This window comes from Spirosoma liriopis (genome assembly GCF_023196085.1).
Lineage (GTDB): Bacteria > Bacteroidota > Bacteroidia > Cytophagales > Spirosomataceae > Spirosoma > Spirosoma oryzicola.
On the sequence record NZ_JALPRF010000001.1, the window covers coordinates 2,112,131 to 2,136,135 of the forward strand.

Annotated in this window: 25 protein-coding genes; 14 read left to right on the top strand and 11 right to left on the bottom strand. The window is 49.0% G+C overall.

Annotated elements, in window-relative coordinates:
- Positions 1-15: 15 nt before the first annotated feature.
- From M0L20_RS08840 to M0L20_RS08890, 11 genes are all read left to right on the top strand, one after another.
- Positions 16-1,467, top strand: coding sequence for an anthranilate synthase component I family protein (locus M0L20_RS08840; RefSeq protein WP_248476539.1), 1,452 nt, complete (start codon positions 16-18; stop codon positions 1,465-1,467).
- 68 nt (positions 1,468-1,535) lie between these two features.
- Positions 1,536-2,102, top strand: a complete 567-nt coding sequence (locus M0L20_RS08845; protein WP_232560444.1) for an anthranilate synthase component II — start codon at positions 1,536-1,538, stop codon at positions 2,100-2,102.
- Positions 2,099-2,776 carry an SAM-dependent methyltransferase gene (locus tag M0L20_RS08850; protein ID WP_248476540.1) on the top strand — a complete coding sequence of 226 codons (678 nt, stop codon included), beginning with the start codon at positions 2,099-2,101 and terminating at the stop codon, positions 2,774-2,776. Before M0L20_RS08845 ends, M0L20_RS08850 begins: the two co-directional genes overlap by 4 nt.
- A 6-nt stretch (positions 2,777-2,782) precedes the next feature.
- Positions 2,783-3,769: an anthranilate phosphoribosyltransferase gene (gene trpD / locus M0L20_RS08855; protein ID WP_232560446.1), complete on the top strand. Its 987-nt coding sequence runs from the start codon at positions 2,783-2,785 to the stop codon at positions 3,767-3,769.
- A gap of 105 nt (positions 3,770-3,874) precedes the next feature.
- Entirely contained in the window at positions 3,875-4,687 is an 813-nt protein-coding gene (gene trpC / locus M0L20_RS08860) for an indole-3-glycerol phosphate synthase TrpC (RefSeq protein ID WP_232560447.1), read from the top strand.
- Positions 4,688-4,695: 8 nt separating this feature from the next.
- Positions 4,696-5,340, top strand: a complete 645-nt coding sequence (locus M0L20_RS08865; RefSeq protein ID WP_232560448.1) for a phosphoribosylanthranilate isomerase — start codon at positions 4,696-4,698, stop codon at positions 5,338-5,340.
- 224 nt (positions 5,341-5,564) lie between these two features.
- Positions 5,565-6,764 carry a tryptophan synthase subunit beta gene (gene trpB, locus M0L20_RS08870; protein WP_232560449.1) on the top strand — a complete coding sequence of 400 codons (1,200 nt, stop codon included), beginning with the start codon at positions 5,565-5,567 and terminating at the stop codon, positions 6,762-6,764.
- A 128-nt stretch (positions 6,765-6,892) separates the two neighbouring features.
- Positions 6,893-7,684 carry a tryptophan synthase subunit alpha gene (gene trpA, locus M0L20_RS08875; protein WP_248476542.1) on the top strand — a complete coding sequence of 264 codons (792 nt, stop codon included), beginning with the start codon at positions 6,893-6,895 and terminating at the stop codon, positions 7,682-7,684.
- 17 nt (positions 7,685-7,701) lie between these two features.
- Positions 7,702-8,310 carry a bifunctional phosphoribosyl-AMP cyclohydrolase/phosphoribosyl-ATP diphosphatase HisIE gene (hisIE, locus tag M0L20_RS08880; RefSeq protein WP_232560451.1) on the top strand — a complete coding sequence of 203 codons (609 nt, stop codon included), beginning with the start codon at positions 7,702-7,704 and terminating at the stop codon, positions 8,308-8,310.
- A gap of 86 nt (positions 8,311-8,396) precedes the next feature.
- On the top strand, positions 8,397-8,732 hold the full coding sequence (locus M0L20_RS08885) for a phage holin family protein (protein WP_232560452.1): 336 nt from the start codon (positions 8,397-8,399) through the stop codon (positions 8,730-8,732).
- Positions 8,733-8,802: 70 nt separating this feature from the next.
- Positions 8,803-9,177 carry a RidA family protein gene (locus tag M0L20_RS08890; RefSeq protein WP_248476543.1) on the top strand — a complete coding sequence of 125 codons (375 nt, stop codon included), beginning with the start codon at positions 8,803-8,805 and terminating at the stop codon, positions 9,175-9,177.
- Positions 9,178-9,205: 28 nt separating this feature from the next.
- Here the strand turns inward: M0L20_RS08890 and M0L20_RS08895 are convergent, their stop codons facing one another.
- Complete coding sequence (locus tag M0L20_RS08895; RefSeq protein ID WP_248476544.1) at positions 9,206-9,625, bottom strand: gamma-glutamylcyclotransferase family protein; 420 nt, start codon at positions 9,623-9,625, stop codon at positions 9,206-9,208.
- Between the two features lie 81 nt (positions 9,626-9,706).
- On the opposite strand from M0L20_RS08895, the gene M0L20_RS08900 reads away from it, so the two are divergent.
- Together M0L20_RS08900 and typA are read left to right on the top strand one after the other, a co-directional pair.
- Positions 9,707-9,913, top strand: a complete 207-nt coding sequence (locus tag M0L20_RS08900) for a hypothetical protein (protein WP_248476545.1) — start codon at positions 9,707-9,709, stop codon at positions 9,911-9,913.
- Between the two features lie 215 nt (positions 9,914-10,128).
- Positions 10,129-11,943: a translational GTPase TypA gene (gene typA, locus M0L20_RS08905; protein ID WP_232560455.1), complete on the top strand. Its 1,815-nt coding sequence runs from the start codon at positions 10,129-10,131 to the stop codon at positions 11,941-11,943.
- An 84-nt stretch (positions 11,944-12,027) separates the two neighbouring features.
- Here the strand turns inward: typA and M0L20_RS08910 are convergent, their stop codons facing one another.
- From M0L20_RS08910 to M0L20_RS08950, 9 genes are all read right to left on the bottom strand, one after another.
- On the bottom strand, positions 12,028-12,438 hold the full coding sequence (locus M0L20_RS08910) for a hypothetical protein (RefSeq protein WP_248476546.1): 411 nt from the start codon (positions 12,436-12,438) through the stop codon (positions 12,028-12,030).
- A 234-nt stretch (positions 12,439-12,672) separates the two neighbouring features.
- Complete coding sequence (locus tag M0L20_RS08915; protein WP_248476547.1) at positions 12,673-13,251, bottom strand: hypothetical protein; 579 nt, start codon at positions 13,249-13,251, stop codon at positions 12,673-12,675.
- A gap of 13 nt (positions 13,252-13,264) precedes the next feature.
- Positions 13,265-14,539 carry an LVIVD repeat-containing protein gene (locus tag M0L20_RS08920; protein WP_248476549.1) on the bottom strand — a complete coding sequence of 425 codons (1,275 nt, stop codon included), beginning with the start codon at positions 14,537-14,539 and terminating at the stop codon, positions 13,265-13,267.
- Positions 14,540-14,736: 197 nt separating this feature from the next.
- Positions 14,737-15,075, bottom strand: a complete 339-nt coding sequence (locus M0L20_RS08925; protein WP_248476551.1) for a hypothetical protein — start codon at positions 15,073-15,075, stop codon at positions 14,737-14,739.
- Positions 15,076-15,160: 85 nt separating this feature from the next.
- The gene (locus tag M0L20_RS08930; RefSeq protein ID WP_232560460.1) at positions 15,161-15,601 is read right to left on the bottom strand and encodes an META domain-containing protein; all 441 of its coding nucleotides are present in this window, start codon (positions 15,599-15,601) and stop codon (positions 15,161-15,163) included.
- Positions 15,598-16,845, bottom strand: coding sequence for a serpin family protein (locus M0L20_RS08935; RefSeq protein WP_248476553.1), 1,248 nt, complete (start codon positions 16,843-16,845; stop codon positions 15,598-15,600). The genes M0L20_RS08930 and M0L20_RS08935 overlap by 4 nt, the downstream gene beginning before the upstream one ends.
- Before the next feature lie 72 nt (positions 16,846-16,917).
- Positions 16,918-17,388: a hypothetical protein gene (locus M0L20_RS08940; RefSeq protein ID WP_248476555.1), complete on the bottom strand. Its 471-nt coding sequence runs from the start codon at positions 17,386-17,388 to the stop codon at positions 16,918-16,920.
- Between the two features lie 11 nt (positions 17,389-17,399).
- The gene (locus tag M0L20_RS08945) at positions 17,400-18,986 is read right to left on the bottom strand and encodes a hypothetical protein (protein WP_248476557.1); all 1,587 of its coding nucleotides are present in this window, start codon (positions 18,984-18,986) and stop codon (positions 17,400-17,402) included.
- A gap of 14 nt (positions 18,987-19,000) precedes the next feature.
- A complete protein-coding gene (locus M0L20_RS08950; RefSeq protein WP_232560464.1) occupies positions 19,001-19,570 on the bottom strand; it encodes an RNA polymerase sigma factor in 570 nt (189 codons plus the stop codon).
- Positions 19,571-19,984: 414 nt separating this feature from the next.
- On the opposite strand from M0L20_RS08950, the gene M0L20_RS08955 reads away from it, so the two are divergent.
- The gene (locus tag M0L20_RS08955; protein ID WP_248476559.1) at positions 19,985-23,278 is read left to right on the top strand and encodes a PVC-type heme-binding CxxCH protein; all 3,294 of its coding nucleotides are present in this window, start codon (positions 19,985-19,987) and stop codon (positions 23,276-23,278) included.
- Between the two features lie 91 nt (positions 23,279-23,369).
- Here M0L20_RS08955 and M0L20_RS08960 read toward each other — a convergent pair whose 3' ends face one another.
- Complete coding sequence (locus M0L20_RS08960; protein ID WP_248476561.1) at positions 23,370-23,951, bottom strand: peptidylprolyl isomerase; 582 nt, start codon at positions 23,949-23,951, stop codon at positions 23,370-23,372.
- Positions 23,952-24,005 lie beyond the last annotated feature (54 nt).

The window sequence follows — 24,005 nt, forward strand, 5'->3', positions numbered from 1 at the left end:
CTAACAAAATAGATTATGGAAACCCTTACCGCCACTACCTACCGCGTTGTCAGCCGTCATAAACGGATGCTGGCTGACATTATCACGCCCGTTAGCATCTATCTGCGCATCCGGGACCGCTTTCTAAACAGCATCTTACTCGAAAGCTCCGACTATCACGGCAACGATAACAGCTTTTCGTACATCGCTTTTGACCCAATTGCCCGGTTTACCTACGACCGAAATAACGGGCCGCTGGGAAAACTAACGGTCAAAATGCCAGCCGAAGATGAGCTGGTACGTGAACTGTCGGAGCCGAAAGCGATGCTAAACGCGCTTGAGCAGTTTAAAAACAGTTTTCAGCACGAGAAAGCACCGTTTCCGTTCATCACCAACGGCTTGTTTGGCTATTTTGGCTACCCGGCTGTGCAAAGCTTTGAAGATATTAATCTTCACGCCCCCATTCCGACTGAAAACCAGATTCCGGCAGCCGTCTTCTCTGTTTATCGCTACGTGCTGGCAATCAATCATTTTAAAGATGAGTTGTATCTGTTCGAGCACAGCTATCTTCGTGACGGCGAGGCACAGCCAGACAGCACCCTCGATTACATCAGCGATCTGATCACGGGCCGCAACTACCCGACATACTCCTTTAGCCCAGCCGGTCCCGAACAATCGAACTTCACCGACGATGAATTCCGGGCGGTTATCCAGAAAGGCAAAGATCATTGCCAGCGGGGTGATGTGTTTCAGATCGTTTTGTCGCGACGCTTTTCTACACCATTCGTGGGCGACGAATTTAACGTTTACCGGTCGCTGCGATCGCTGAACCCCTCTCCCTATCTGTTCTATTTTGACTACGGCAATTATAAGCTGTTTGGCTCCTCGCCCGAATCGCAAATCGTTGTCAAAGACCGGAAAGCCACTATCTATCCCATTGCTGGCACGTTCCGCCGTACGGGTGACGACCTCCGCGACGCAGAATTAGCCCAGAAGCTGTACGATGATCCAAAAGAATCCGCCGAGCACGTTATGCTGGTCGATCTGGCTCGCAACGATCTTAGCCGTAACTGCGATGTCGTAAAAGTCGAAACCTTTAAAGAGGTTCAGTACTATTCGCACGTTATCCACCTTGTTTCGAAAGTTGTGGGTGATCTGACCGAATCAGCTGATCCGCTGCAAATCGTCGCCGAAACCTTCCCCGCCGGGACCCTGTCAGGTGCGCCAAAACACATGGCAATGCAACTCATTGACCGCTATGAAAACCTCAGCCGTAGTTTTTATTCGGGCAGCATCGGCTACATGGGTTTCGACGGTGAGTTCAATCACTGCATCATGATTCGCACGTTTATGAGCAAAGACAATACGCTGTATTATCAGGCCGGAGCGGGTGTTGTTGCCAAGTCGGTCGTTGAAAGCGAATTGCAGGAAGTGCATAACAAACTGGCCGCCCTGCGTATGGCCATCGAGCAAGCTAAAACCCTGTAACGCGGATACTCTATTCGCATTGACGTGTCAATATTCATTTAACCAGCGGACATCCTGTCCGCGTTACTATGAAACTTCTAGTCTTAGATAACTACGATTCATTCACCTACAACCTCGTTTATATTCTGAGGGAGTTAGGACTTCGGCCCGACGTGATCCGAAATAACAAAATAGCGTTGGATGCGGTCGATCAGTATGATAAAATTCTGCTTTCGCCGGGGCCGGGCATTCCGTCCGAGGCCGGTATTATGCAGGACCTGATCACTGAATACGGGGCTAGCAAAAGCATACTGGGCATCTGCCTGGGCCATCAGGGAATTGGTGAAGCGTACGGCTCCCGATTGGAAAATCTGGGCGATGTGCTACACGGCGTAGCTCACCGCGCAACCGTTACGGACCGCTCAGAAAAACTGTTTGCCGACATTCCCGAAGAACTGACCGTTGGCCGCTATCACTCATGGACGGTTGTACCGGATTCGATGCCTGCCGATTTGCGTGTCACCGCCGTAGATGAGCAGGGCCGCGTTATGGGACTGGCCCATACCCGTTTCGACGTACGGGGCTTACAGTTTCACCCCGAGTCAGTACTAACTGAGAATGGCGTGAAGATGATTCAGAACTGGTTGTCCGCATGAAGCTCGACCATGTCGTTCCCTGGGGCCGTACGCGGAGCGAGTATGTAAACATGTTTACGCTTACGGATGCCGATTTGGCAAAGAAAATTCTCGGCATCGGAGACGGCCCTGCCAGTTTTAATGCAGAAATGACAGCCGACGGTTATTCGGTTACGTCCGTCGACCCAATTTATGCGTTCTCGGCGGAACAGTTGAAAACACGCATCAGCGATACGTATGACGTTGTCATGAAGCAAATGCAAACCAATGCGGAGCACTACAACTGGACTGCTTTCCGGGATGTTGACGAGCTAGGTCGGGAACGGATGCGCGCCATGAACCAATTTCTGGACGATTATGAAGAAGGGAAACAACAGGGCCGTTACCAAACAGGCTCCTTACCGGTGTTACCTTTCCAGAATCGTTCCTTTGGTTTAGCGCTTTGTTCGCATTTGCTTTTTCTGTATTCGGATCAATTGTCCGAGTCGTTTCATCTGGCAGCAATACAGGAACTAATTCGGGTAGCCGACGAGGTTCGCATTTTTCCGCTGGTGTCGTTGAATGGTCAGTTGTCGCCTTATCTGGATCGAGTGTTGGTCTACTGTAAGGCTGCTGGCATCCGGTCCGAAATAGAAAGCGTTAATTACCACTTCCAGAAAGGAGCTTTTCAAGTATTGCGCCTTACGTCTAATTAGTGAACAATGAAAGACATTCTTAATCACCTGTTTGAACACAAATTCCTCACCAAAGATCAGGCTCGGCAGGTATTGCTGGGCATCGGGCGAGGAGAATACAACGCGGCTCAGATTGCTTCCTTCCTGACGGTTTACATGATGCGAAGCATCCGTTTGGAAGAACTCGAAGGCTTCCGGGATGCGATGCTTGAGCTTTGTCTGCCGGTTGATCTGGACGCTTACGACCCAATGGATCTTTGCGGTACGGGGGGCGACGGAAAGGATACGTTTAACATATCAACGTTGTCGTCTTTTGTTGTGGCCGGAGCCGGGCAGTGCGTTGCCAAGCATGGTAACCACGGTGTATCATCGCTCGTTGGCTCTTCGACAGTTATGGAACGACTCGGATACCGGTTTACAAACGATGTTGGGGAGTTACAGCGGAAAATGGAAACCGCCGGAATCTGCTTTTTACATGCGCCCCTGTTCCACCCGGCAATGAAGAATGTAGCCCCCATCCGGAAGGACTTGGGCGTGAAGACATTTTTCAATGTCCTGGGTCCAATGATTAATCCGGCAAAGCCTCAAAAACAGCTCGTTGGCGTATTCAACCTTGAATTGGCGCGATTATATGCGTACCTTTATCAGCAAAGCGACAAACGATTTATGATCCTTCACGCGCTGGATGGTTACGACGAGATTTCGTTGACCGGTGCGTTTAAGGTTATCAGCAATCAAACGGAGCAGGTTCTTGAGCCTGAGCAGCTAGGAATGAGTCTATTAACGGCTGAATCGCTAGCAGGAGGGCAAACACTCGATGAGTCGGCTCAGATTTTTATGAACGTGCTGAACAACGAAGCAACATCCGCTCAGAAACAGGCCGTTCTGGCCAATTCGGCAATGGCGCTGCTAGCGGCTGGACGAGCCACTAGTCGGGAAGAGGCTGTAGCTTTAGCCCGCGAATCGTTGGAAAGCAAAAAGGCATTGGCGTGTTTTAAGAAATTGATCAATTAGAAAAAGTCATTCGTAGTCATCGCTGTTCTGCATTGGTTTAAACAAAGACCGAGTATATCAGACAAAGCATGACACGGCGTAAATGACAACGACGACGCACAGCAGATGACGATTCTTGACGAAATCATTGCACAAAAGCGAATTGAAGTAGAGCAGCGCAAAGCGGCCACGCCAATATCTGCGCTGGAACAAATGCCAGATTTCAAACGGCAGCCTTTATCCGCGCGGGAAGCCATTCAAGGATTAAATTCGACGGGTATTATTGCCGAATTTAAGCGCAAATCCCCGTCAAAAGGTATTATTAATGACCGTGCCGATGTAGCAGCAACCACGCAGGGATATGTGCAGGCTGGAGCCGCTGTGCTGTCGGTGCTGACCGACGAACCTTTTTTTGGCGGAACTCCCGCCGACTTGCAAGCCGCTCGGTTGGCTAACCCATCTACGCCGATCCTTCGTAAAGATTTCGTTATCGATCTGTACCAGCTGATTGAGGCCAAAGCCTGGGGAGCCGATCTGGTCCTGCTGATTGCGTCCTGCCTGACTTCCGCAGAAGTTGCCGAGCTGAGCCAGGAAGCACAGAACCTTGGCCTGCAAGTCCTTCTTGAGGTCCATGACGAAGACGAGTTGGATCAAACACTTACGCACACTGTTGATCTGGTAGGCGTCAATAATCGTAATCTCAAAACGTTTACGACATCCATCGACACGTCATTACGCCTTGTTGAGCGCATTCCCGACACGTTTGCGAAGATAACGGAAAGTGGTCTGCACGACGCCGAAACGATGCACACGTTGTTTCGAGCGGGTTTCGATGGCTTCCTGATTGGCGAAGCTTTCATGAAAACCGCCGATCCAGCCGCAGCTTTACGTTCTATAGTAACCGACTTTACTTCACGTATACCCACCTTTGCAAACTAATTTACGTCATGAAAATTAAAGTGTGCGGTCTGAGAGACGCTGAGAACCTGAAAGAGATTGCCGCCCTTGGTCCTGACTTTGTCGGATTTATTTTCTACGATCAATCACCCCGGTTTGTAGGCGATGAACTAAGCGAGGAAGTAGTAAAAGCACTGCCACGGTCTATTCGGAAAGTAGGTGTGTTTGTCAACGCCAGTCCCGATTTTATTCTGCGCACTGTCAAGAAGTACGATTTTCAATACGTTCAGCTTCATGGCAACGAAACACCGGAATACTGCCGGAGCCTGCGCAACCGGGGAATAAGCCTGATCAAAGCCTTTCGTGTTGACAACTCGTTCAATTTCTCGATGCTTAACAATTACAAAGCACACTGCGATTTCTTTCTGTTCGACGCTAAAGGTGATCAACCGGGTGGTAACGGCATCACCTTCGACTGGAGCATTCTGAGCCGCTACGACAACGAAAAGCCTTTCTTTATCAGCGGAGGCATTGGTCTTGATAATCTCGATCAATTGTCAGCTTTGAAAGGAATGAAGTTGTATGGCGTCGATGTCAACAGCCAAGTGGAGATTGCACCCGGCGTCAAAGACGTGGCAAAAGTCAAAGAGCTGATCAATCGGCTGCGCCCCATCGAAGAAGAAGAGACGGTATAAACACAGGTTGATTGCCCAACTATACTGACACACGCATCCGCCAACGTCCTACCTGCTAAACACTTATTTTTTGTGCTGGCCCCTTAATTCCGGGGGCGGGGTAACCTATTAATTCTTTTTTCTGTTCTCGCTTAAAAAGTAGCAATGGTTGACTGATTCCTGAAGATACTTGCCGACTCGGCGTCCATCTTCGTCTTTGTTCATACCGGTTAATTACTCACTTTATGCAAACCACGCTTGAACCAACTACCTCGTTTGAGGTATCCGATAAAGGCTTTTACGGTCATTTTGGTGGCGCATTCATTCCTGAAATGCTTTACCCAAATGTCGAAGAGCTGCGGCAGAACTATCTTCAGATCATTGCCGACCCTGCTTTTCAGGCCGAATTCTGGCAGTTGCTCGAAGATTATGTCGGGCGTCCAACTCCGCTCTTCTTAGCCAAACGGCTATCCGAGAAACTAGGCGCGACCATTTACCTCAAGCGGGAAGATCTTTGCCACACGGGAGCGCACAAGGTGAATAATACCATTGGGCAAATTCTGGTGGCGCAGCGGCTTGGTAAAAAGCGTATCGTCGCCGAAACCGGGGCAGGTCAGCACGGGGTTGCAACCGCTACTGTTTGCGCGCTGATGGGTCTGGAATGTATCGTCTACATGGGCAGCATCGACATGGAGCGGCAAAAGCCCAACGTTGATCGGATGCGGATGCTGGGTGCTACCGTCATACCGGCCAGATCAGGCAGCCAAACCTTAAAGGATGCGACCAACGAAGCCATGCGCCATTGGATCAATAATCCGGTAGATACCCATTACATCATCGGTTCCGTTGTTGGCCCGCACCCATACCCGGATATGGTCGCGCGGTTTCAATCGGTTATCTCGCAGGAGGTCAAGAAACAATTGCTGGCGAAAACTGGCACCCAAAACCCAGATTACGTAGTAGCCTGCGTGGGTGGCGGTAGCAATGCAGCCGGTGCCTTCTTTCATTATCTGAACGAACCATCGGTTCGGTTGGTCGCAGCCGAAGCAGCTGGCCAGGGCGTTAGCTCGGGGCATTCAGCCGCAACGACAGCACTTGGCAAACCGGGTGTCTTACACGGAAGCCGGACCATTCTGATGCAAACAGAAGACGGCCAGGTCGTTGAGCCTTATTCGATTTCAGCGGGATTGGATTATCCGGGAATTGGCCCTCTTCACGCTCATTTGTTTGATTCAGGACGCGGTGATTTTTACGCCATCACGGACGACGAAGCTTTACAGGCCGGTTTTCAACTCAGTAAACTTGAAGGCATTATTCCCGCGCTGGAATCGGCTCATGCGCTGGCCGCTCTCGAAAAAATGAACCTCAAGTCCGACGATGTCGTCGTCGTTTGTCTGTCGGGGAGAGGTGATAAAGACCTAGCAACCTACTCAAAACATTTATAGCCCATAGCGCGAACAGCTTGTCCGCCTGGTTGTCAGATCAACTAGTATTTCACTACGGACAAGCTGTTCGCGTTACGGCACTACGCTATAAATCACTCCAACTACTGCTATTCCATCCGCGTTACGGTATGATACAGGAATTAACCCAGAACCGCATCACCGACTTGTTCGCGCACAAAAGCGAACGGCTGTTAAACGTTTATTTTACCGCTGGCTTCCCGGAGCTGACCGATACGCGAACCATTCTGCGCGGCCTGGAGGCTGCTGGTGTCGATTTGGTTGAGATCGGTATGCCTTATTCCGATCCCGTTGCCGATGGCGAAACGATTCAGCAGAGTAACGGCAAAGCCCTGGACAACGGCATGTCCATTAAAATGCTATTCGACCAGTTGGCCGGCTGCCGCAGTGAAATCACGGTTCCTATTTTGCTGATGGGTTATGTCAATCCCATTTTGCAGTTCGGCGTAGCTAATTTTTGCAAAAAGTGCCAAGAAGTAGGCGTAGACGGAGTCATTCTCCCGGATTTGCCTCTCGATTTGTATCTGGCCGAATACGCTTCTGTTTTCCGGGAATACGGGATTCTAAACGTCCATTTGATCACTCCGCAGACTTCGGAAAGCCGGATTCGGTACATCGACGAAGAATCGGACGGATTTATTTACATGGTTTCATCGGCCAGCATAACCGGCTCGGTTCAGGGTATCAGTGATCCGATGCGCGCTTATTTTGAGCGTATTCAATCTATGAACCTTCGCAATCCGCGTCTGATTGGATTTGGCATCAACAACCACGAAACGTTCGATACGGCCAGTCAATACGCCAATGGAGCCATTGTTGGTAGCGCGTTTATCCGGCACCTGCAAGAAAAAGGAACCTCCGCCGAGAGCATTCAAGCGTTTGTGCAGACGATTCGCGCTTAGCGGCTTACCTTTGTAGCATGAATGCTGAGATAAACTTTGACAAATCGCCCGACGGTCTAATCCCTGCCGTCATTCAGGATGCCGAAACCGGTAAAGTACTGATGCTGGGCTACATGAATCGTGAAGCCTACGACAAAACGGTTACTGAACAGGTTGTGACTTTTTTTAGTCGGAGCAAGCAGCGGCTGTGGACGAAGGGCGAAACCTCCAATAACTTTCTGCACGTTCGCGAAATGCTGGTTGATTGCGATGGTGACACGTTGCTCATCAAGGCCAATCCAGCCGGTCCAGTCTGCCACACAGGTGCCGACACTTGCTTTGAGGAAGTCAATCAAGGCAAAGGACAGTTTCTGAACTACCTCCAAGGCATTATTCACGACCGAAAAATTAATCCTTCCGAAAAATCATACACGACAACGCTGTTTAATCGGGGAGTTAACAAGATTGCGCAGAAAGTAGGTGAGGAGGCCGTCGAATTGGTTATTGAAGCGAAAGACGATAACGATGATCTTTTCAAAGGTGAAGCGGCTGATCTTCTCTTCCATTTTCTGGTTCTGCTCGAACAGAAAAACATGAGTTTGGACGACATTGTGGCCGTTTTACAGTCTCGTCATCAAAAACAATAGATTCGGGTTTGCGGTTTGCTTTTCGACGTGTTCAGGCATTGTTGTAGTGCCTGAGTGACGTTGCTCACCAAACACAAACTCTATTTATGGGACTGATTATTCGTATTCTTATTAGCGCAGTAGCAGTTTACGTTGCTAGCTTGTTTATTCCAGGGATTTCTGTAACGGGAGGAGCCGGAACGTACTTGGTCATTGCCATTGTCCTGGGCTTGTTGAACGCCTTCGTTAAACCGATCCTGACAGTGTTGACAATTCCCATTACGATTCTGACGCTGGGGCTCTTTTTGATCGTCATTAACGTCCTGATGGTTTACCTGGCTTCTTCTCTAGTCAGCGGTTTTCACGTCTCCGGCTTTATTGCGGCTTTCTTGTTCAGTATTGTCGTATCGTTAGTAACGTCTTTGCTGGACGCCATCGTTTAGCCAGCCGGGTTTTGGAATGTCATATGCCACGCGTATGACATTCTTTTTTTATCCATTCAACTGCCTGCCAATGACTTTCATCGAGACTCCCAACGCGCCTAAACCCGGTGGACATTATTCACAGGCTGTCGTACACGGCGACCTGGTGTTTATATCGGGTATTCTGCCGATCACGCCTTCCGGCGAAAAGCTCACTGAGGCTACTGTTCTGGAACAAATGCAGCAGGTATTGAAAAACCTAGACGCTATTCTGGAAGCGGCTGGTAGCACCCGCGAAAAAGTCCTGAAAGTAACCGTTTTTATAGCCGATATGGAGGCTTGGGGGCTCGTCAATCAACTCTACACCCACTTTTTCGGCGATCATCGCCCAGCCCGATCCATCGTGCCCGTCTTACCGCTGCATTATGGTTTCGGTATCGAGCTGGAAGCCGTTGCCATTGTCTAAGACAAACGGAACCGGCTTGTCACAAGGCTTACTTAGCCTGATCTACGTAAAGACAATAATCACCCGACTCAATAAGCAGTTTACCATCAAACGCGTGGTTATAAAGATAAGCCCAACAGTCAATTGACTTTCCGTTGAACAAAACGGGTACAATAACTCTAAGGTATTCAGTGGGTGGTTCAAAAGCAGGTCCAACTCCTTCGTAGTAATCCAAATACGTCAGAATCGTTTCCTTGTTTTTCTGAATATCAAACACACTTCCCAGCACCTCCGCTGAAGCATTATGCTGAAGCACAGCGCCCGGGTAACTGCCTAAATCGAACAGCCGACCGGGAAACGACCCTTCGCCCACGTATTGAGCACGCTGACGGAGGTATTGGGCAAATGCATTGTCAAAGTTTGGTCGCAACGTACCGTATACAAAGAGGAAATCACAGGTATCAATCATAAAAAGCTAAATAATAGATTTTTAGGCAGTTTTGCGACTATCGGCACCAAATTTGCGTTATTGACGAAACAGGTTGAGGCTATGAAAAAGACGAAATTACTTCTACTAACCTCTGTATCAGTATTGATGCTAGAGATTCCTTTCGAGACAATGGCTTTTTCTGGTAAGAATACAGCCGAAACAACTGCGATTGGTCGTAAACGTAAAGGGTATAAACCCAAGCGGGGTGGCTTATTCAACACGGGTTTATTCCGCAAAAAAAACCCGTGCGGATGTCCAAATCATTAAGCAAACATTAAGAAATTGTATTTATGATATACATAGGCCCCTCTGCGGGCCTTTTTTCGTTTTATTAGTTGTAAAATTCTGTGTTTCAGCGTAAAATTTCGTATCTTTGCAACCAAATTGACTGTCTGAACTGCGATTTGTGTGATTGGGAAATTACGCTGCTTTGGATCAATCCAGTTCATCAGGCAATCAACAGACTCACAGTTTAGAACTGTATGCAATCAATTCGTAACATAGCAATTATCGCCCACGTTGACCACGGCAAAACGACACTGGTTGACAAAATTATTCACGCGTCTAAGCTCTTTAGAGAGAACCAGGAATTTGGTGATCTGATTCTCGACAACAACGACTTGGAGCGCGAGCGGGGTATCACGATCGTTTCCAAGAACGTATCGGTTCGGTACAAAGACGTTAAAATCAACATCATCGATACGCCGGGCCACAGTGACTTCGGCGGTGAGGTAGAGCGCGTACTGAAAATGGCCGACGGCGTTTGCTTGCTGGTCGATGCATTCGAAGGCGCCATGCCGCAAACCCGTTTCGTACTGAGCAAAGCGCTTTCGTTGGGCCTGAAGCCGATCGTAATCGTCAACAAAGTCGACAAGGAAAACTGCCGCCCCGAAGAAGTACACGAAGAGGTTTTTGACCTGATGTTCAACCTTGGCGCAACGGAAGATCAGCTCGACTTCCCAACCGTTTATGGTTCGTCGAAACAGGGCTGGATGGGTCCGGACTGGAAGAATCCAACCGACAACATCACTTACCTGCTCGACACGATCGTCAGTACGATTCCGGCGGCTCCTGTTAACGAAGGAAAGCCGCAGATGCAGATTACGTCGCTTGATTATTCGGCGTTCGTAGGTCGTATTGCGATTGGTCGTGTACACCGGGGAACGCTGAAAGAAGGTGCCAATATGGCGCTTGTAAAAGCGGACGGTTCGATCAAAAAAGTGCGCATTAAAGAGCTGCACACGTTTGAAGGACTTGGTAAAAACAAAGTAACCGAAGTACAGTGCGGTGATATCTGCGCCGTAACGGGTCTGGAAGAATTCGAGATTGGTGATACGCTCACCGACGCTGAAACGCCAGAAGCACTGGAACGGATTGCCGTTGATGAGCCGACGATGAACATGCTGTTCACGATCAACAACTCGCCATTCTTCGGCAAGGAAGGTAAGTTCGTGACCTCGCGTCACCTGCGCGATCGGCTCTACAAAGAAATTGAAAAGAACTTGGCGCTGCGCGTAGAACCTACCGATAGCGAAGACCGCTTCCTTGTCTATGGCCGGGGTATTCTTCACTTGTCTGTACTGATCGAAACGATGCGTCGTGAAGGATACGAATTACAGGTAGGACAGCCACAGGTTCTGTACAAAGAAGACGATAAAGGACAGCGGTTAGAGCCGGTCGAAACACTCGTGGTCGACGTACCTGAAGAGACCGCCGGTAAAGTAATTGAGTTAGCTACGCAACGGAAAGGTGAACTCTTGATCATGGAGCCGAAAGGTGACCTGCAACACCTCGAATTTGAAATTCCGTCGCGGGGCCTGATCGGTCTGCGTTCAAACGTGCTGACAGCAACCTTCGGTGAAGCGGTGATGTCGCACCGGTTTAAAGAGTATCAGCCTTACAAAGGACCAATCCCTGAGCGGATCAACGGCTCACTGATCTCTATGACCAGCGGGGTGGCTACGGCTTATTCGATTGATAAACTTCAGGACCGGGGTATCTTCTTTGTTGAGCCTGGCGATGAGATCTACACGGGTATGGTTATCGGTGAACATAACCGCCAAAATGATATCGTGGTAAACGTAATGACGGCTAAGCAATTGACCAACATGCGGGCATCTGGATCGGACAGCAACGTAAAAATTGCGCCGAAGGTATCGTTCTCGCTTGAAGAGTCTATGGAGTATATTCAGAAAGATGAGTACCTAGAGGTTACACCGAAAGCGATGCGCATCCGGAAAATTTATCTGGACGAAAACGAGCGGAAACGTAACGCCAGCAAATTCGAGATGGCTTAATACAATAGCCTCGTCGGCGTTTCGTCTGACGGTCAACAAAAAAGCCCCGCTGAATTCAGCGGGGCTTTTTTGTTGATCTATCACTCAGGAAGGTTTCACAAGCCGGAATGCTGCCGTTTGCTTGATATCCTCTGAAATGGTGATGGGTGTTGTTGAATAGCCGGGATTTGTTTGCGCTGCTTTTGCTGTGACATACTCTGTCTGCCGGTGAATATGACGATATCCCGCGACAAAAAGTGTCACACCAACTACAACCATAGCCGTTTTTCTCATAATGTATTTTAAATCGCTCCAAGAAGGAATTTTGTTCGAGAACTCGATGGGTTGAGGTATCTCAGTAGCTATTGTATCGACAAACTCTTCGTCCATACTTGCTGACAAAGTAGCTACGGCCTGTGAATTTTGCTTAACGGGAACAACGCTCCAGTTTTCCTGCTGATGTGAATGCCAATATCCAGACTCCATATTTCTCTTGTGCATTAACTCTAAGCTCATTCTTAAACGTCCTCCGCTTCGAGGCAATAAAACGAACCTTGTTCTTCTAACCAATCAGAACTTATTCTTCGGAAAACAAACAGGGTACAAAGTAACCGATTCCTAAAAATAATTTCTTATTAAAGTGGCATTTCGGAATGTATACCGGAACATACAACTTCACAAAGGCGAAAATTGTTAAATCAATTTGCCTCGTGTACCCTCTAAGACGAAGAATATTCATTTGGTCATCATTTAAAATGAAATTCCTAGCCTAAGATTCATTCGGTTGTATGTTCGCGTCTCATGCTTAGCTAGTTCATTCCAGAAAAGTGGTTTTTCTACATCCGCTTCCTGACGCTTATAGCTAAGTGATATGACAAAATTGGTGCTGGTAGGCTTACCTATTCGAAAACCAACTCCCGGCGCAATGACCAATCCGCCAGACGTTTTGTAACCGGAAGGATCTTCATTTAGCCAGGTGAAGCCCCAACCCGAATCTAAACTTGTAAAAACGCGCAGGTTTTTCTGTCCTGGCCGCACCAGGTCATAACGTATTCCTACACAGACAGGTGTAAATAAGGCGGAACTGTACCAGTCGATGCCAACAGTTCCACCAATGGCTAGTTTAGGGCTCAGCTGAACGCCATTAAACGTCTGAGCAGTAAGATTAGCTCGTTTCTTCACGGACTCGTTGAACTGGTTGCCGTATCGAACTTGGCCCAGCGAAATACCTATTTCTGTCATGTTCGTAAAAACAGGCTTGAACGGTTCGGTTTGGCCAAATGCTCCTATGGGCATCAGGCCCAGCAGTAATAATACTGTCTTTCTCATAGCAAAGAGCGGTTTAGTAAGGTCGTTTGACCGCTATTTTGCTAAGCTGACGCAACTGAGACGGATTGGTATAATCGAACTGATAAAGTCCGTCGCGACCAATCATCAACAAGGTTTTTTGAAGCGGAATTACATCATAAGCATTCATATCCGTTAGATGTTTCAGCTGTTTGATATCCGTTGCCGATTGCGCGTTGAACGTTTTCAGACCGTTTGCGCCTTCGCAAATAAAGAGATTCGGAAAATCGACACCCAAACCGTGCGGATTCTGCATAGGATAGCTTTTCAGCAGACGAGGATTTGTCAGGCTACTGATGTCAATCACATCCAACTGATTGGTGAATCCTCCGCATTGTGTCCCGTTTCGCAGCGTTACGTAAGCAATGTTATCGTTGACCACGACAGGGTCACAGACACGAGCGTGCTCGAACGTGGACAAACGAGTAGGGTTCGCTGGATTGGCGTTATCGTAAATATGCATCCCGGTTTGCGAACCGATAAACAATTTGTCTTTGTACGGAAAGATTGTTTCTATACCCCAGCCTAGATTAATACGATTATGTGCCGCAGGTTTGGCCGCATTCTGAATATCGAACAGTTGCAGATCCGACTGGCTTACGGTGTACAGGAAATTATCGTATAGGGCGAAGCGCGCCATCGATCCTGACGTACCGTTTGTATTAGGTGCCGGCGAACTAAGCGAGCCAGCATTCGCAAACCCGTCAAAAAAAACGCAGTTAGGACAGCTACTCCATTGCCCTACGGCATCGCAATCTGTTTTGACAGTCTCAGTTACGTACTCAACCCGTTGATCGCTTAGGGATACGTTCTGCGTATTGACGACCCAGGACCCACCCTCGAATTGTCCGTTCGTAAACACGGATTCGACCCGGCTGACTTCACGCGGTTGGGCCGGATCGCTGATGTCAAAAGCGACCAGATCCATGTAGCTATCGGCGTAGAGAATATTGTTGCGAACAGCCATATCACCATTGCCCGGAATGCGTAAGAACGCTATTTGACGTGGCGATTCGGGATTGCGGTTGTCAATTAAGTGAATACCTTCCTTGACTTCATTAATAAACAGATAGCCGTCTTTGGTATAAATCTTTCCCGGTTTTTGCAGCGTGCGGGCTTCTTCAACACGTACGCCTTCGCGAACCTGACGAAGCGTGAGTGTGATCGGTACGAACCGTTTGACCGTACGCGTTTCTTCGCATTTATCGGTACAACTGGTCAGTAATAAAGCAGGGAGTGCCCATAGGAAGAGTAAAGGGTTAACTTTCATAGGCTTAAGGTGTTTGGATTTACCACTAAGACCCTCAAATCATTGAAAGCGTTGCCAGACAGCAAAAATAAATTGCCCGGCTGTCTTGATTACGGCCGGGCAATATTGGTCTTACACAAAAAGTTGACAAAAAGTACGCAAGATTTGTTGGTCAATAATGCCTTCCGATTTCTAAGCCATAACTGACTAACCAACCTTTAACGACTGTATTCGTAAGTAGACCCGTCGGCGATAACCGCACCCCGGGGACCACGTTCCGAAAGAATTAGTTTACTACCCGCTAATCGAAACGATTGCTGGGTTGAATCGGCGCGAAAATAAATCAGTCCCTCTGAACTGCTGCTGCCTGGATAAACAGCGGAATAGTCACTTGTCTGAACAGGAATTCCATTTCTTGTCTGCCTATACTTACCGTTTAAAAAGGATAATGATTCCGTATAGCCAGCTTCGGCAGGCGTGACCGACTTTTGCGTCAATCCGTACGTGATCCTGGTTAAATTCCAGTCACCAACAAACGGTGATTCGGGCGGAGGCACACAGCCACACGTTCGCTTTTCGCAACTCAATACCAATAAGAATAGACAAACAACAAATGAGACTCTCTGCAAGCGCTTCATACTACTATAGCTTTTTATACACGAGCACGCCAGATTTGGCGCCACCGTGAAAAAGGTGAATTCTGTTTTCCGTCGGCGATTCGAACCGCACTACTGTTTTCAGATTGGCGAGATAGCTTTCCTCAAACTGCATGGCAGCGGCCGATCCTGCTTTTTCGGTACGCACGACTTCGTTGATCTGCATAGTTCCGTCGACGGTGGCGAACATGCGTGCAGTATATGTGTTGACCGAAGACTGACCATTTATAATGAACGGCGTTATGTCGATTGGTGGATTGTTGTTATCGTACGTAAAGGTTAAAGTAACGGCATACGACGAGTCAGGTTCGATCAGCTGCCACGTACCGACCAATTTTGCCAAACTTGGTGGGACAACATGTTCCCGTTTACCGCATCCTGCCAGCATGAGCAGGATCACAAAAGCCATTAATTGTCTACGCTTCATGAATTTGTTTTTGTTGGATCGGCGATTTTTCCAACAAATAACACGGTTCCCGACGATTTTTCGTGAATAACAAATACAAATGGCCGATCACAGAGCTTCGGCATCGGTATCGACGTTGTTGATACACCGCCCGTGGTAACCGCAGCAGCTTCCGTACCTTTCTCGTCAACGGCTACAAACGTATTCTGCTTCACGAAGCTAAGTGTCAATCCACCGGTTGGATTCATTTTTGTAAAGTCAGCCCGGTCGGTGAAGGCGGTAGGCATCCCCATTGCGCTCAACACGTCATTTAAGTTGACTTCGTAAGTCAAGGTAAATTTTGGCAGTCCTAAATCAAGCGAACTAGTCACCATGTCTTTTTGCAACTGACTCCAATCCGAACCGCTAAAGCTCGTCAGAAGTGCGTCGGCAGACGTTGTCTCAGCGGGGAGCAAGACCGTCATGGCAAATTTGTCGGCACCGTACGGTAGCTCAAAGGCTGAATAGGTAGGTCGAAACGCCTGCCGGACAATTGTATTTTGCCGCATCATACGCACCGTTGTCTCACCACCCGACGCCAGTTTGAACGGCGCATCGATTGTCTGTTCGGTCTTGAACTGGCTTTTCCAGTCACCCTTGAAATAAAGCGCATTCAGCAGAAACATGACGTTATCGGGCTGAATCTGATCGATAACCTTCGGGATTCTACCGTTTGTTTTCTCGCTGGCCCAGCCGTTGATTTTACCGACTGTAGCCGGATCGTCGAAATTTTGGGCGGATACTTCGGCTTTAAACGTATTTTTCAGCACATCCCGAAACGAGGTAGCTACCGAGAAGCTGTTCCGATACCAAACTGAATTTGCCAGCGCCAACGTTACTTTGGGGTCTACCAGCGGCAGGTTCTCCATCAGGTTCTGATAAGTCTGGTTCGCTTCGGCCAGTGTCTGAGCATCCAGATTCAAGGCTTTCTGAATCTCCTGAGCGGTTGTTCCATTAGCCCCGTTCAAGATCATGCCGAGCGCGATGTGCAGACTTAACGGAGAAATAAAAACGTTTTTAGCCGATCCTTCCTTTGCATTCACCTGCTTCGCCAGATCAAACGCAAACTGGGTAGTCTGGTTGGCAAACGGAGCCGACACCCGTAATTCACCCGTAGGTGTGGTTTCACCGGGTGAAGGCGACACACTACTGTTCTGACAACTAATAGCCGTCAGTAGAACACTAGCGGTAACGACGGTCAGTGTTGAAAAAAAGTTAGTTTTCATAACGGAGTTAGCGATTTACGTTCAGGCTAATTGCTTGCCTTAAATAGCAATAGCTGTCAGCCTAAACAAGGTTTACGGACATTCTTTGTAGGCGGCTCGCTGTGCTCGTAAAGCCTCAACGAACGATTCAAATCCGGGAATGGTGCCGTTGTATTCGAACGTAACGCGGTGGGACTTGTCACCGGATTGAAGCTCTATGTATTCAGCTCCTCCGTCTGCACAGTCGGGACACCCCAATCGCTCGGGTTGCTTACTGAAGTTTTCAAGATTTGCCAACGCTTTTAACGCGTTCCAGTCCGTCTGGCTGATGGTTGCTTGACACGTTTTTTCGGGATTTTGCGGTGGCTTACGCGATTCCTTTTGGGTAAGCGTAACAACAGTACTCTTAAACGTATAGTCTCTGACACAGTATCCGACACAGAATCCAAACGATGTACCGGTACGGATAATTAAATCGTCGGCTGTAGGTGTATCTTCAGGAGAAACAGTCGTACAACCGATCAGTGCCGCCAGGAGCAGCATATTGATCACACGGAGTTTCATAATCGAGTGGGTTAGAAGTGGTAATCAAGACCAAAACTCATCCCTGCCGAAGTCGGCGAACTCTCTACCTGCGACTCGGAGCGGGTACCTACCCCTAATGAGGGTTGATACATACCTGCCAACGACGCCGACCAACGACGTGATGGACGATACCGGAAACGGGCTCCCATCGTCGCGGCCAAAGCCAACGGACGATATACGCCGTCTTTTCCGGTAATGACCAGCTCATCACCGATTGTGTTACGCACAAAAATATTCGTCAGCAAACCACCTAGCAGAGCCATGCTCAACCGCTTACGGGGCCGAAGCTGATAACCGATCTGAACCGGCACCTGAACGTACTCGTAGTTGTTGGCTATATCCTGCTGATGACGAGCATCGTACGCCTGAAAATTACTGGCGGACACACTGCTGTAATTACCGACAGGTGCACTGTTCATCACATCCGCGGCTACGTTGTTCGCACTATTCCGAACCGCATTTACGTACAGATTACCCGCTGTTGCGTTACGATTCGTACTCTGCAACAGATCGCTTACCATGCTCATACCTACTTGGTTGGGACTTTGCACCGTCGAATGACCAGCCAGATAGCCAACTCCCGACTCAACGGACCATCGTTCGGTCAATTGAACCCCGGCTCCAGCCTGATAAGCGACCGAAAAATTCGCCCGACTGTTGATCGACGGTTGATTGGCGTTAGCCGATGCCGTAAACATAGCTGGCTGAGCCGAGCGAATGGCTACAGACGGATTAAACGAACTCGGCATCATACTGACAGACGCCCAAACCTCCTTGGACTCGTGCTTTGGCTTCACCACATCCGGCTCCGCTGACAGTTCAGCCGGTCGAAACCACACAATGCGGTGTATTTCGTCCAGCGACCGTAACCGCATTGGACGGAAAGCTAATTGCTCAATCTGACTGGCGTACAATGCATCCGTTTCATCATGGACGATAGCAGTAGCCACTGCGGCTCTATTGACAGTGGCGGCAAATGCCCGGTTCTCCGTTGACGAAATAGCAACAGCCCGCGCGGAACCCGTCGGCATTGCCTGTGAACGTAACATCGGCTCAGCCTCCGGTAGATGCTCTTTAACTCGATAACTCATCCGCTGGGTCAATAACTGATCCTCGGTAATTGTTACGGAAGGTTCCGTTGACGGCTTATTTGCTAAGCTTCCCGTTGATGCGGAATGCTTTGGCTGCTTCCCAGCAATAGCAACGGCTTCTGGCGCTACTGACGGCTTTTCATCACTCTCTGTTGCGGACAAACTTTGTTGGTTGTCCGGTGCTGTTAGGTGCTGTTCGTACGGGACCGCTTTCGGCTGATGAGCGATTTGCGAGTTCGTCGATTGCGTTCCGGTTAGCCACCAGCCTACCAGTAGTAAAGCCAGCGCAGCGGCAATACCAGCACCCCAGGTAAAGGACTTTGACGCAAGCAGCCCTGCTCCCCAGAGAGGTAGAATTTTTGGGTTATTTGATTCATCCAACCGGTGTTCAATAGCGTCCCACACACGAGGTGGCGGGGCTTCCGAGGCTTCGTCAAAAGCCTTTCGCCAGAAATCATCCGGTATGTTTTTTTCTAATTCGTCCATCTCATTAGTATTGCTCACAAAGGGCGGTCTACGGTAGGAAGTCCGTCAGCAAACCGCTTGTCCGATTGTAGTTTCTGTTGTAAGAGGCTCCGCGCGCGGGAGTACTGCGATTTCGACGTTCCTTCAGCAATGTCCAGCATTTCGGCAATTTCGGGATGGTTATACCCTTCGATTGCGTACAGGTTGAATACGGTTCTACAACCAGCCGGTAGTTCTTGAATTAATTGTAGTAGATATTGATAATTCAGTGTTGGTAAACTTTCGTCGGGCTGGGGCAGGACCGGAGCTAAATCCTGTATGTCAGCTGTATTTTCCCACGGTTTTAATTTCCGTAAATGTTTAAGCGCTGTATTGATAACAATTCGCTTCAACCAGGCCTCCAATGGACATTCGAATCGGAACGAATCAATGTGTTTGTAAATCTTAACAAACGCATCCTGCAATACATCCTCCGCTTCGTCAGGATCACGAACGTACCGTTTGCAGACGACAAAGAGCTTTCCGGCAAACCGCTCATAGAGCTGTCGCTGCACAATTCGGTCCTGTCGTCGGCATCCTTCGACTAGTGCGTATTCATCCTGCATATCACGTTGACAACCTAAAAGACTCTATTCCTTAAGAAACAGTTGGAAGAGCAGAAAAATTTTTGGGCATTTAGTAAAAAAGCCAGTTAGCGCTATGATAAATACTATTCACCCGTTAAGTTAATAAATGTACCTTTGGAAAAACTTAGTTGTTAAATAAATCGTAAATCTCTGTATAGTAAACAGACTATTACCTCAAGTTACTTGTTTGTAACACTGACCGAGGCCGTAGCGAGTTGGCTTGATTTATGACTGGCGTCTGCAAGTAGTCGATTAACTTGACAGGTGCGACACAATGTTGATTATCCGGGTTAGTTATCAATCGAAGGAGCTGTACCAGAACGAAACCGTATTGTACAGTACCATGAACACGTACATGACCTTTCGATTCTGACCTGCGTAGCGAGTGATTTTATGAGAACAACCTTATCTCTTTCGGCTGGACCATTTGTCCTGACGACAGCTTGTTTGCTTTATCTATTTGGACAGTTTATTCAACGGCCTACGCCTGCATCGCCTTCCTCTGGCAACGAACCTACTCAACAACGCAGTTCTTTCGTTCGTGACGATTCGAGTGCGCTGTATCTTCCCGACGACCTTGAAGCGACGCTGTGGGCTGAAGCACCAATGTTTCATAACCCTACCAACATGGACATCGACGTTAGGGGTAGGGTCTGGGTAACAGAGGCCGTTAATTTTCGCCAATTCAATAACAAATCAGAGAACCGGCTTAGTCATCCCGATGGTGAACGGATCATGATCCTGGAAGACACAAACGGCGATGGCAAGGCTGATGACAGCAAAGTGTTTGTGCAGGACCCGGATCTGGTGTCACCGCTTGGCATCGCTGTTATCGGTAACAAAGTCATTGTTTCCTGTTCACCAAACATCGTCGTTTATACCGACGAGAACGGCGATGACAAACCCGACCATAAAGAGATCTTACTAAAAGGTTTCGGTGGCTTGGATCACGATCACGGTCTTCATGCTCTCGTCGCCGGACCGGATGGCAAGTATTATTTTACCGTAGGCAATGCCGGTCCGCATACCGTAGCCGACAAGGAAGGCTGGACACTTCGTTCGGGTAGTTTGTTTGTCGGTGGATCGCCTTATAACAAGATTAATCACGGCAAGCAGATCAGCGACGATGGACGCGTATGGACGGGTGGCATGACATTGCGTGTCAATCCGGATGGTTCTGGCCTGAAAGTAATGGCGCATAACTTTCGCAATAGCTACGAAACGGCTCTCGATTCCTACGGCAACATGTGGCAGGCTGACAACGACGACGAAGTGATGGCTTGTCGAACGAGTTGGCTTATGGAAGGAGCGAACGCTGGCTTTTTCAGTGCAGACGGCACTCGTTCCTGGCAGGGTGACAAGCGTCCCGGCCAAACGGCATCGACTGCTCACTGGCACCAGGAAGATCCGGGTGTTATGCCTTCAGGTGATATTACCGGAGCAGGATCACCGACGGGCCTGGTTGTGTACGAAGGTGATGAACTGGGCGCGCAATACCGGGGAATGTTGCTAGGTGCCGATGCCGGTCGCAATGCGGTTTTTGCCTACCGATCTGAGCCTTGGGGGGCAGGCTACCGAATACCTCGTACTGATTTTCTTAGCAGCGTTCCCAAAACGGATGATAACTACAAGTGGAACAAAGCCGAGAAAGATCCCCGCAAGTGGTTCCGACCCAGTGATGTAGCCGTTGGGCCAGACGGTGCTATTTACATTACCGACTGGTATGATCCCGTTGTTGGTGGGCATCAAATGCAGGATACCAAAGGGTACGGTCGTATCTATCGTATAACGCCAAAGAGTAAACGCCTAAGAACGCCAAAAATCGATCTTAAAACGACGCAAGGACAGATCGCGGCTTTATTAAACCCCGCCGTTAACGTACGGACGCTCGGCTTCGACGCGTTGCAGGAGCAGGGTGACAAGGTCGTTGAGCCAGTGCTCGCGTTACTGACTTCGCCAAACCCGTATCATCGGGCACGGGCCATTTTTCTGCTGGCTCAGCTCGGTCCTGAAGGACAGTTTGAAGTGGAACGTCTGCTAAAAGCACCGGATGCACCCGTACGTATTACGGCATTGCGGGCATTGCGGAGCATTACACCCGAAAATTCAAAATCAAACCCAACGCTCACCGCTTCCCAACAAGCCCTTTTACCCTTGCTGGGCAACCTGTCAAGTGATCCAAGCGCAGCTGTTCGGCGCGAAGTTGCGGTTGCCCTGCGCGACATTCCCTACAATGAGTGTCGGTTAACACTCCTTAATCTGGTCAAGGGTTACGATGGACGAGATCGTTTTTACCTGACAGCGCTAGGGGAGGCCGCCGATGGCAAAGAAGAAGCTTTATTTGCTGATATGCTCCAGACAATGCCCAAAGATCCGCTCGAATGGGATCAGCGTACGGCCAATTTGGTTTGGGAACTTCACCCCGCTTCGGCAGTTGCATTGCTAAAAAAACGAGCTGAAGCACAAACGCTCACAACAGAAGCCCGTCGGCAAGCCATTACCACGCTTGGCTTCATCAAGACCCAGGCAGCCGCTAACACAATGGTCGAACTGACAAAATCATCCGATAAAGCAATTGCTGACGAAGCTACGTATTGGGTCGGTTTTCGGCGAAGCAATGATTGGGCAACGTTCCTCAATTGGAAAGAATCGGCACCCGTAGTAGCGGCTTCAACGACATCAGACCAGAAACTGCTTGATAAACGGCAGCAGCTACTTAGTGATAATGTTTCGGAGAATGAAAAGCGGAAGATCGCCGTCGAACTGTCACGGGATGCAGAGGGAGCCAGAATCTTAATCGACCTGGCAGCGGAGAAAAAACTGTCAGAAGAGTTGATCAAAGCAGCCGGGCCCGGTATTCGGACCAACAAGGATCAGGAAGTTCGGACACTTGGTAAAGTAGATTTCCCTTGGAAGCGGCCAACGACAACCACGTCAACACCGAAATCGATTTCGCAGCCGGTTTCGGAACAAGCCACATCGACCAAACCTACCTCTCAGGTAGCGGTTGAACCGACCGTTTCAACAAAGGCAGTGGTTGAAGCCACTACCGAACGAAACGTATCGACCAAACCAGACACTCAACTAGTTGTGGAGCGTAGCGCACCAGCAAAGCCAGCAACTCGGCCTGTTGTAGAGCAACCTACATCGCCAAAACCCGCTCCGCCAGCCGTTGCTGAACAAACGGCGTCAACGAAGCCATCGGCTCCTGAACCGACGGCGGTTAAACCGGCTAAGGTAGCAACGGCGGATGCTTCGACCGCCAAAATAGCGATGCTCTCCGGCGATGCCAAGGCGGGCAAAAGTCTGTTTAAAGCGATGTGTGCAACTTGCCATCGGTACAGCCAGCAGGGTACCGACGTTGGCCCTGACCTGACGCAGGTTCACCAGAAATTCGACAAAAGTGGTTTGCTTGATGCCATCATTCACCCAAGCGCGGGCATTGCCTTTGGCTACGAGCCCTGGCTTATTACCACGAAAGGCGGGCAAACGTATTACGGTTTCCTGGTCAGCGATGGATCACAAGCCATCGTTATCAAAGGCATCAAAGGTCAGCAGCATACCATTCCGACCAATCAGGTGGCATCCCGCCGTCAATACAAAACCAGCCTGATGCCAGAACCTTCTTCAATGGGTTTAAGCGATCAGCAAGTTGCGGATATAACGGCTTTTTTGTTGAAGCAGTAAGTTTGGTGCAGGGTTCTTATACGCCATATCTTCGAGACATGGCGTATAAGAACCCTACACCAAACCCTCACCGCCAAACTTTTAACCCATCTCACTTCACTGCGTAGCCGAGCTTTTTCAATTCACCAGCTGTCAGGTTAATTACGTTGACATCAAGTTTTATCGGTGATAGTGGCGTATTTGTCGAGTCGGTCTTCACGGCGACAATCGCGTCTACCACGTCCATTCCTTTGAAAACCTGCCCAAAAACCGTGTACTTATCGTCGAGACGGTGTTCGCCTTTTTTGTTCTGTACAATGTAGAACTGGCAACCCGCCGATAGCATTTCCGGGTTATCGTCGCGTCCGGCTCCCACCGCTCCGTAAACGTGCCGGATCGTTGGTCGAAATTCTGGTTTCAGTAAGTATGGCGAATCAGCAAAACCAGCCGGTGTATCCGGGCAACCACCCTGCGCGACAAAATTCTTGATCACCCGGTTAAACGTCAGCGTATCCCAATAATTCTGGTTAGCTAGCTTAACAAAACTGGCTTTGTGAGTGGGTGTTTCGTCGTACAGCCAAAAGAGAATTTCGCCCATACTGGTTTTAATCTGCCCGACCGGATAGGTCTTTGGTGGCTTCGGCGGTGCGGAAAATGACAGGATGTAGGCGATTAGAAGAACGAACGTTGGCATTGGAGTAAAAGAAGAGAAGTTAGCGAATCACAATGGCTTTAAATGTACGCAACT

Bases quoted from the DNA above. Each gene is read 5' to 3' on its own strand.
- M0L20_RS08850 (WP_248476540.1), top strand. From the start codon at position 2,099: ATGAAGCTCGACCATGTCGTTCCCTGGGGCCGTACGCGGAGCGAGTAT.
- M0L20_RS08910 (WP_248476546.1), bottom strand. From the start codon at position 12,438: ATGAGCTTAGAGTTAATGCACAAGAGAAATATGGAGTCTGGATATTGG.
- M0L20_RS08885 (WP_232560452.1), top strand. From the start codon at position 8,397: ATGGGACTGATTATTCGTATTCTTATTAGCGCAGTAGCAGTTTACGTT.
- trpC (WP_232560447.1), top strand. From the start codon at position 3,875: ATGACGATTCTTGACGAAATCATTGCACAAAAGCGAATTGAAGTAGAG.
- M0L20_RS08890 (WP_248476543.1), top strand. From the start codon at position 8,803: ATGACTTTCATCGAGACTCCCAACGCGCCTAAACCCGGTGGACATTAT.
- M0L20_RS08955 (WP_248476559.1), top strand. From the start codon at position 19,985: ATGAGAACAACCTTATCTCTTTCGGCTGGACCATTTGTCCTGACGACA.
- M0L20_RS08930 (WP_232560460.1), bottom strand. From the start codon at position 15,601: ATGAAGCGTAGACAATTAATGGCTTTTGTGATCCTGCTCATGCTGGCA.
- M0L20_RS08900 (WP_248476545.1), top strand. From the start codon at position 9,707: ATGAAAAAGACGAAATTACTTCTACTAACCTCTGTATCAGTATTGATG.
- M0L20_RS08960 (WP_248476561.1), bottom strand. From the start codon at position 23,951: ATGCCAACGTTCGTTCTTCTAATCGCCTACATCCTGTCATTTTCCGCA.
- hisIE (WP_232560451.1), top strand. From the start codon at position 7,702: ATGAATGCTGAGATAAACTTTGACAAATCGCCCGACGGTCTAATCCCT.
- M0L20_RS08840 (WP_248476539.1), top strand. From the start codon at position 16: ATGGAAACCCTTACCGCCACTACCTACCGCGTTGTCAGCCGTCATAAA.
- trpA (WP_248476542.1), top strand. From the start codon at position 6,893: ATGATACAGGAATTAACCCAGAACCGCATCACCGACTTGTTCGCGCAC.
- M0L20_RS08915 (WP_248476547.1), bottom strand. From the start codon at position 13,251: ATGAGAAAGACAGTATTATTACTGCTGGGCCTGATGCCCATAGGAGCA.
- M0L20_RS08950 (WP_232560464.1), bottom strand. From the start codon at position 19,570: ATGCAGGATGAATACGCACTAGTCGAAGGATGCCGACGACAGGACCGA.
- M0L20_RS08865 (WP_232560448.1), top strand. From the start codon at position 4,696: ATGAAAATTAAAGTGTGCGGTCTGAGAGACGCTGAGAACCTGAAAGAG.
- M0L20_RS08940 (WP_248476555.1), bottom strand. From the start codon at position 17,388: ATGAAACTCCGTGTGATCAATATGCTGCTCCTGGCGGCACTGATCGGT.
- typA (WP_232560455.1), top strand. From the start codon at position 10,129: ATGCAATCAATTCGTAACATAGCAATTATCGCCCACGTTGACCACGGC.
- M0L20_RS08845 (WP_232560444.1), top strand. From the start codon at position 1,536: ATGAAACTTCTAGTCTTAGATAACTACGATTCATTCACCTACAACCTC.
- M0L20_RS08920 (WP_248476549.1), bottom strand. From the start codon at position 14,539: ATGAAAGTTAACCCTTTACTCTTCCTATGGGCACTCCCTGCTTTATTA.
- trpD (WP_232560446.1), top strand. From the start codon at position 2,783: ATGAAAGACATTCTTAATCACCTGTTTGAACACAAATTCCTCACCAAA.
- M0L20_RS08935 (WP_248476553.1), bottom strand. From the start codon at position 16,845: ATGAAAACTAACTTTTTTTCAACACTGACCGTCGTTACCGCTAGTGTT.
- trpB (WP_232560449.1), top strand. From the start codon at position 5,565: ATGCAAACCACGCTTGAACCAACTACCTCGTTTGAGGTATCCGATAAA.
- M0L20_RS08895 (WP_248476544.1), bottom strand. From the start codon at position 9,625: ATGATTGATACCTGTGATTTCCTCTTTGTATACGGTACGTTGCGACCA.
- M0L20_RS08945 (WP_248476557.1), bottom strand. From the start codon at position 18,986: ATGGACGAATTAGAAAAAAACATACCGGATGATTTCTGGCGAAAGGCT.